6 protein-coding genes are annotated in these 5,304 nt (G+C 34.9%); 4 read left to right on the top strand and 2 right to left on the bottom strand.

Annotation, left to right across the window (positions count from 1 at the left end; translation table 11 throughout):
- Positions 1-459 precede the first annotated feature (459 nt).
- Together CHH91_RS04280 and CHH91_RS04275 are read right to left on the bottom strand one after the other, a co-directional pair.
- Positions 460-972, bottom strand: coding sequence for a hypothetical protein (locus tag CHH91_RS04280; protein WP_095222250.1), 513 nt, complete (start codon positions 970-972; stop codon positions 460-462).
- Positions 973-1,532: 560 nt separating this feature from the next.
- The gene (locus CHH91_RS04275; RefSeq protein ID WP_095222249.1) at positions 1,533-1,964 is read right to left on the bottom strand and encodes an ASCH domain-containing protein; all 432 of its coding nucleotides are present in this window, start codon (positions 1,962-1,964) and stop codon (positions 1,533-1,535) included.
- Between the two features lie 384 nt (positions 1,965-2,348).
- Between CHH91_RS04275 and CHH91_RS20895 the strand changes: the two genes are divergently transcribed.
- From CHH91_RS20895 to CHH91_RS04255, 4 genes are all read left to right on the top strand, one after another.
- A complete protein-coding gene (locus CHH91_RS20895; protein ID WP_217973698.1) occupies positions 2,349-3,074 on the top strand; it encodes a polymorphic toxin type 44 domain-containing protein in 726 nt (241 codons plus the stop codon).
- Between the two features lie 186 nt (positions 3,075-3,260).
- The gene (locus CHH91_RS04265) at positions 3,261-3,674 is read left to right on the top strand and encodes a DUF5412 family protein (RefSeq protein WP_095222247.1); all 414 of its coding nucleotides are present in this window, start codon (positions 3,261-3,263) and stop codon (positions 3,672-3,674) included.
- 336 nt (positions 3,675-4,010) lie between these two features.
- Complete coding sequence (locus CHH91_RS04260) at positions 4,011-4,436, top strand: hypothetical protein (protein WP_095222246.1); 426 nt, start codon at positions 4,011-4,013, stop codon at positions 4,434-4,436.
- Positions 4,437-4,525: 89 nt separating this feature from the next.
- Positions 4,526-5,050 (top strand): GNAT family N-acetyltransferase, encoded by a 525-nt coding sequence (locus tag CHH91_RS04255; RefSeq protein ID WP_095222245.1) that lies wholly within the window; start codon positions 4,526-4,528, stop codon positions 5,048-5,050.
- Positions 5,051-5,304 lie beyond the last annotated feature (254 nt).

Raw genomic sequence — 5,304 nt, 5'->3', positions numbered from 1 at the left:
GCGTGAACGGAATTCGCGAATTGTTAACGATTGTTGGCGGAGGAGTTACGGTATTGGGTATTTAAATTTCATAAACGAACTATCCATGAAGAGGCCACTTGATCTCAGATGGGTTAATTAACTCTCGATATGCAGCGTCTTGCTTACAAACCATGTAAAGTTTCTTATTGTTAAGTCTCTTGGGAAATTTTAAGTACAAAAATCCACTAACATTAGAGAAGAATCAAATATAGATAATTGAAGCAGAAATAGAGGAAAGCAACAGATCCATTCTTTGAAAGTGAAGCTTCTTTTTACGACGAACTAATGCAAAGTACAGATGCGAATAATAACGAATAAAACAAAATTAAAAGGCATAAAGACCGGCACAATACCGGACTCATGCCTAGAGCGTTGCCTAATGAATTAACATGCAAAACTTTTGGGGGCACTTAGCCTATTGTAGGCTCTTAAAAGACATTAATCTTCGTAGTACTTGTCATAAAGATCCGGATATTTGTTTTTAAATTTCTTAACTTTTACGTCATCAACTGTAACAACGTCTAATACATCGGAGCTCACATATACGATTGATTCATCATTATGAAAGGTTAAGGGACTGGCAATTTTCTCTGCTAAGACGCCATAGATAATTGATAGAACTTGTGTGTTATCGAGGTTTGAGATTGTACCATAAATCAATCTCTCTTCATCATCTGATATCACTTTTTCCTTCCAATTAGAAATACTCAGTACCTTCCCTAAACCTAATTTCTCTCTAATTCTAGTATCATTAATGTAATATGCTGATAAAAAAGTTAATGATACAGGTTTATAAATAAAGCGCTGAATAATTTCTTCTTTCAAGAGTTTCCTATTATTAAAATCACTAAATATATCAGTTGCTAGTCTTACTCTATTTTCTTGCGATGCTTGAAAAAAAACAGAACCTTCTCTTCCATAAATATCAATTCCTAATTGTTTTAAAGCCATCCATTAATCTCCAATTCGTTTTATAATTCCATTTCACTACAAAAAAACCATAAAACACCAACATTTGACGTTTCCTCCTACTTTAAATAGTGTTTCTTTTCGGAGTGTCTATGAATCCTTTTATCAATATAAACATTAATATTTAGTAAGCAAAGAAAAGAGGTATATATCAAAAAAAACTAAACTTCCCCCTCACGCTGTTTCTCGTCATCTTTGTCAGTGCATGTTCTAACGCATCATCTGGATCAAAGGAGCTTACACCTGTTGATGTTGTTGCAGCCTTCCAGGATGCCGGCCTTAAAGCTGAGAACCCTACTGAAATGACGGAGGGATGATTATAGTGTCGGTCCTATGAAGTCTAAAGAAGGGATTCGTGTAACTATCCCTCAAGTCTGCAGTAATTGTAACTCTCGTATTATCAGTTATGAAGATGAAGCTGATCTCGATGAAATATGATATAAAGTGTAAGAAAGCGTCAAACACTAGGGTTGTCGTTTTTTATGCTCCATAATCTTCACTGTACGTATCGCTTTTTTCTTTCCCTCTGCTAATACCAGCTCCTATAAAATTAAAAAATGCTCCCATAATCCTAGTTGTCCCTTTGCTGGAATAAATTTATCCAGTATTTGCATATCCTCAACTACCCAAGCATAACCTCCCACTGTAAAGTCACCCACAAAATAGTCATTCCCTGATACAATTCGACCATCCTCTAGAATTGCCCACGTCTCATTGTTTTCAATTATCTTCAAACAATCTACAAGTTTGCATACAGCAATGATTTGGCCAGTTGGAAGATTCTCTGGTGTATATCCGTGCTTACCAAGCAACGACTTTATGGCTATATGGTTAGAGGAGTCTTTATCTATTTTTTTACTTGTGTGAATAGCAAGTGGCCCCCGATAATTCGTTCTCCATGACCTTGTTTCATATGTTGCCTCTCTAGTGACAAAAAGGCTTGCCCACGGCTGGATCATTGATAAAACCTTCATTTGACAGCCTCCAACCTATAGAAGTGTATTTTAATTATAGAGTGTCCCTTTAAAGGAATATTATGAGCAAAAGGCAAAATATCAGTTCTCGGAGATTCAATTCGAACATGGGTGGCATGTACATTATGGGCGGTATGATGTAACTTAGATAAATTACTTAGGGCAACAGATCTACTTTAGTAGGTCTGTTTTTGTTTAACGCAAAATTAGTAGTTTAGTTTATTTGTTCCGACAAAAAAATGGGTATATTTTCATATAGGATACACCGAAAACACACTCATAAGGTAAATTGTGTAAGTCGGCCGACTTACATGTATTATTTATAAAAGACTATTGGAGGAAATTATGAGAATAGTTTTATGATTAACTATCACAATAATGTTTTTGGCTTCTTTAATTAGTCCAAAGTCTAGTGTACTAGCAGAAGAAAATCATGGTACTAAAACTGAAACATTACCAACAGTATTAATAAATGATGCTGATTCGCCTACATATGAAAGTGATGATGCTACTTTAGACTCCGAAGATAATATTGATGAGATTGGCGATGAATTAATTTCCGACTTAGACGGCTTAGGTGCTAATGAATTAGAAGACAATGAATCTATGACACCTGAGATGGAAGAGGCTATCCAAAAAGCAGTAGACGAAACTGTAAGTGTTATTGAAGAAGAAAATGAAGAACTTGAAGAACAGTCCCAAGTATCAGTGATGAGAGCTTCTTCTACTTCAACAGGTACTATAGTCAAAGGTTATTTTAGAAAAAATTTAAAACTTGCAAACTCAATTAATGCACAATATAAGAAAATGACAAAAGGACTTAAACCGAATGCACCTGGTGAAGCATACAGAGCAGGAATGTGGGTATCACTAGTTAAATCCGGTGGAGCATGGGATTTGAAACAAAGAAAATATTTAGGGATAAGTGCTAAATATACATTTAGAGGAAAACTAAAAAATGGAGAATATATTGGTAATTTCCACTACGGCTATATGGGGAAAGCAGTAGGTTATTCAGATACAGTCTTAAAATCCGCTGCAGGTGCTTATCAAATTAAATCTAGAACTTCTAGTGTAAAATTCTGGTATTTATCTTTATCGCTTGTATAAGAGAACGAGACAACACCGTCGAAATCATACTTTGCCACCTTTTCGCTTGCTTCGTCCAAGTTGTCTGAAATCTTATTTTGATGATCCTAGTGATACTTCAGCAATTAAAGATGGAATAAGTTCCTATAAAAATGGTGTAAGATTCCAAAATAGTCAAATGTTAATATAAAATTAGAGGAGAAAACTATGAAAAGACTTAATTTCTGGTTATTAGCTATCGTTTTACCAGTTGTTGTGATCTTGCTTATCGGGGGAATTATTTTATATAACCTTATTGATGTAAATCTAAATGATCTAAATGGAAAAGGACAAGTTGTTTCAACCATTGAATCACCTAACAATAACTATGTTGCAGAGATAAGATTAATTGATGAAAATGGTAACGCAACAACCCCTATACAGCAAGCAGTTAGCGTTTCCTCAAATGCTTCAAATCAAAACCAATTAAAGGAAGAGACAGTATATTGGGAGATACACTCTGATAGCGAGACACCTGAAGTAAACTGGTTAGATGAAGATACTATTAATGTAAATGGTAAGATAATAGATGTACTGGATAAAGATACTTACTACAACTGGCAAGATCATAGTGAGAACTAAATAAGCACGCATGTACATTTCAGGGACTGGTAAATTCCAGTCCCTTTAATTTTCTCTAAGATTTTTAGATAGACTTACCTAGTTCGTTATCCTAATTTAATATGACCTAATTTGCTACTATGCTTTTCAATACATCATAAATAATGGCCAGCTCATCTTTAGTATATATCTTTTATCCCTAAATCAACTTTATCATAAAGTTATTAAATCCTTTTTAACACGGGCATATTTCCATTAACTATCTAAATATCTGTTTTGCATTTGTCAATTTTCAGCAGAAACTTTTCCAACTTATCTCTCGTATGTAATTTATCTAATTTGAAAGAAGGTTGTTTTATGAAAAAGCTGATTTTCCCCCTCGCTCTGTTTCTCGTCATCTTCGTCAGCGCATGTTCTAACGCGTCATCTGGATCCAAAGAGATTACACCTGATGATGTTGTAACAGCCTTACAGGACGCTGGCCTTGAAGCTGAGGACCCTACTAAAATGACTAAAGATGACTATGGTGTTGGGCCTATGAAGTCTAAAGAAGGTGTCCGCGTTACTGTACCTCAAGTCTGCAGCGATTGTAATGCTAGAATCATTAGCTATGAAGACGAGGCTGATCTAGATGAGATGAAAGAATACTATGACTCCATGGGTGAAGAAAGCGCAATGTTATTCTCCTGGACTGCTAAGCATAAAAACATCTTGGTTCAGGTTAACGGCGATATGGAAGAAGAAGAATTCAACAAGTACAGAGAGGCTTTGGAAAGTCTCTAAACAACAAAGAGGACCGGTATAGGTCTTCTCCTTTGTATAAAAGTGAAGAAAATCTAAGATACTAGAAAAGGATAGAAGGAGAGAATACTATGATCAAGGGGAGCTCCATTTATTTAAGACCTATTAAAGATGAAGACTTAAGAAGTATCTATAAAGCATGTCAGGATGAGGAGTTTCTTTTTATGACTGGGACTCGAAAGTCGTTTACATTTGATGAAATCGTTAATAGTTATAAACAATTTAGTGAAGATCCTACACGTTATGATTTTGCCATATGTGTATTAGATAGTCATAAAGTGATTGGTGATTTAGCTATTTTAGATGTGGATAAAATCAATAGAAAAGCCGGTTTTAGAATATCGTTACATAACAAAAACGTCATAAACAAGGGTTATGGTACTGAAGCAACTAAACTTGCACAAAAGTTCACTTTCGAAGAACTTAAACTTAATCGTCTTGAATTAGAGGTATTTTCACATAATATCCGAGGTATTAAAGCATATGAAAAAGCGGGATTTAAAAAAGAAGGTGTGTTAAGGCAATCCCTATTCATAAACGATATATACTTAGATGAAATCCTTATGAGTATGCTTCGGGAAGAGTATTATAAATAAGCATGAATAAAACTTGTTTGATTTTGTTGTAACTATGTATCATCGTTTACTTAAGATAGCGGGGTGCTTTACAATAATACACTCCATGATCAAAAGACCTTCAATACACTATTTTTTTAGTGTTCGAAGGTCTTTTAATATTCATTACACCACCCCGCTCCACTTCCCAACATCTTGGGAATCCCCTTTTACCCAGTTGTTTCTCATTATGTAAGGGTACAAGTATTGAATTGTTCGCAAATGGTCTGCACCGC

Origin of the sequence: Virgibacillus sp. 7505 (assembly GCF_002272135.1) — a bacterium.
GTDB lineage: Bacteria > Bacillota > Bacilli > Bacillales > Amphibacillaceae > Terribacillus.
The sequence above is the reverse complement of the archived record's forward strand: the minus strand, read 5'-3'. Positions and strand labels throughout refer to the sequence as shown.

Excerpts from the sequence above, each read along its gene's own strand:
- CHH91_RS04275 (WP_095222249.1), bottom strand. The coding sequence starts at position 1,964 with ATGAAGGTTTTATCAATGATCCAGCCGTGGGCAAGCCTTTTTGTCACT.
- CHH91_RS04255 (WP_095222245.1), top strand. The coding sequence starts at position 4,526 with ATGATCAAGGGGAGCTCCATTTATTTAAGACCTATTAAAGATGAAGAC.
- CHH91_RS04265 (WP_095222247.1), top strand. The coding sequence starts at position 3,261 with ATGAAAAGACTTAATTTCTGGTTATTAGCTATCGTTTTACCAGTTGTT.
- CHH91_RS04280 (WP_095222250.1), bottom strand. The coding sequence starts at position 972 with ATGGCTTTAAAACAATTAGGAATTGATATTTATGGAAGAGAAGGTTCT.
- CHH91_RS04260 (WP_095222246.1), top strand. The coding sequence starts at position 4,011 with ATGAAAAAGCTGATTTTCCCCCTCGCTCTGTTTCTCGTCATCTTCGTC.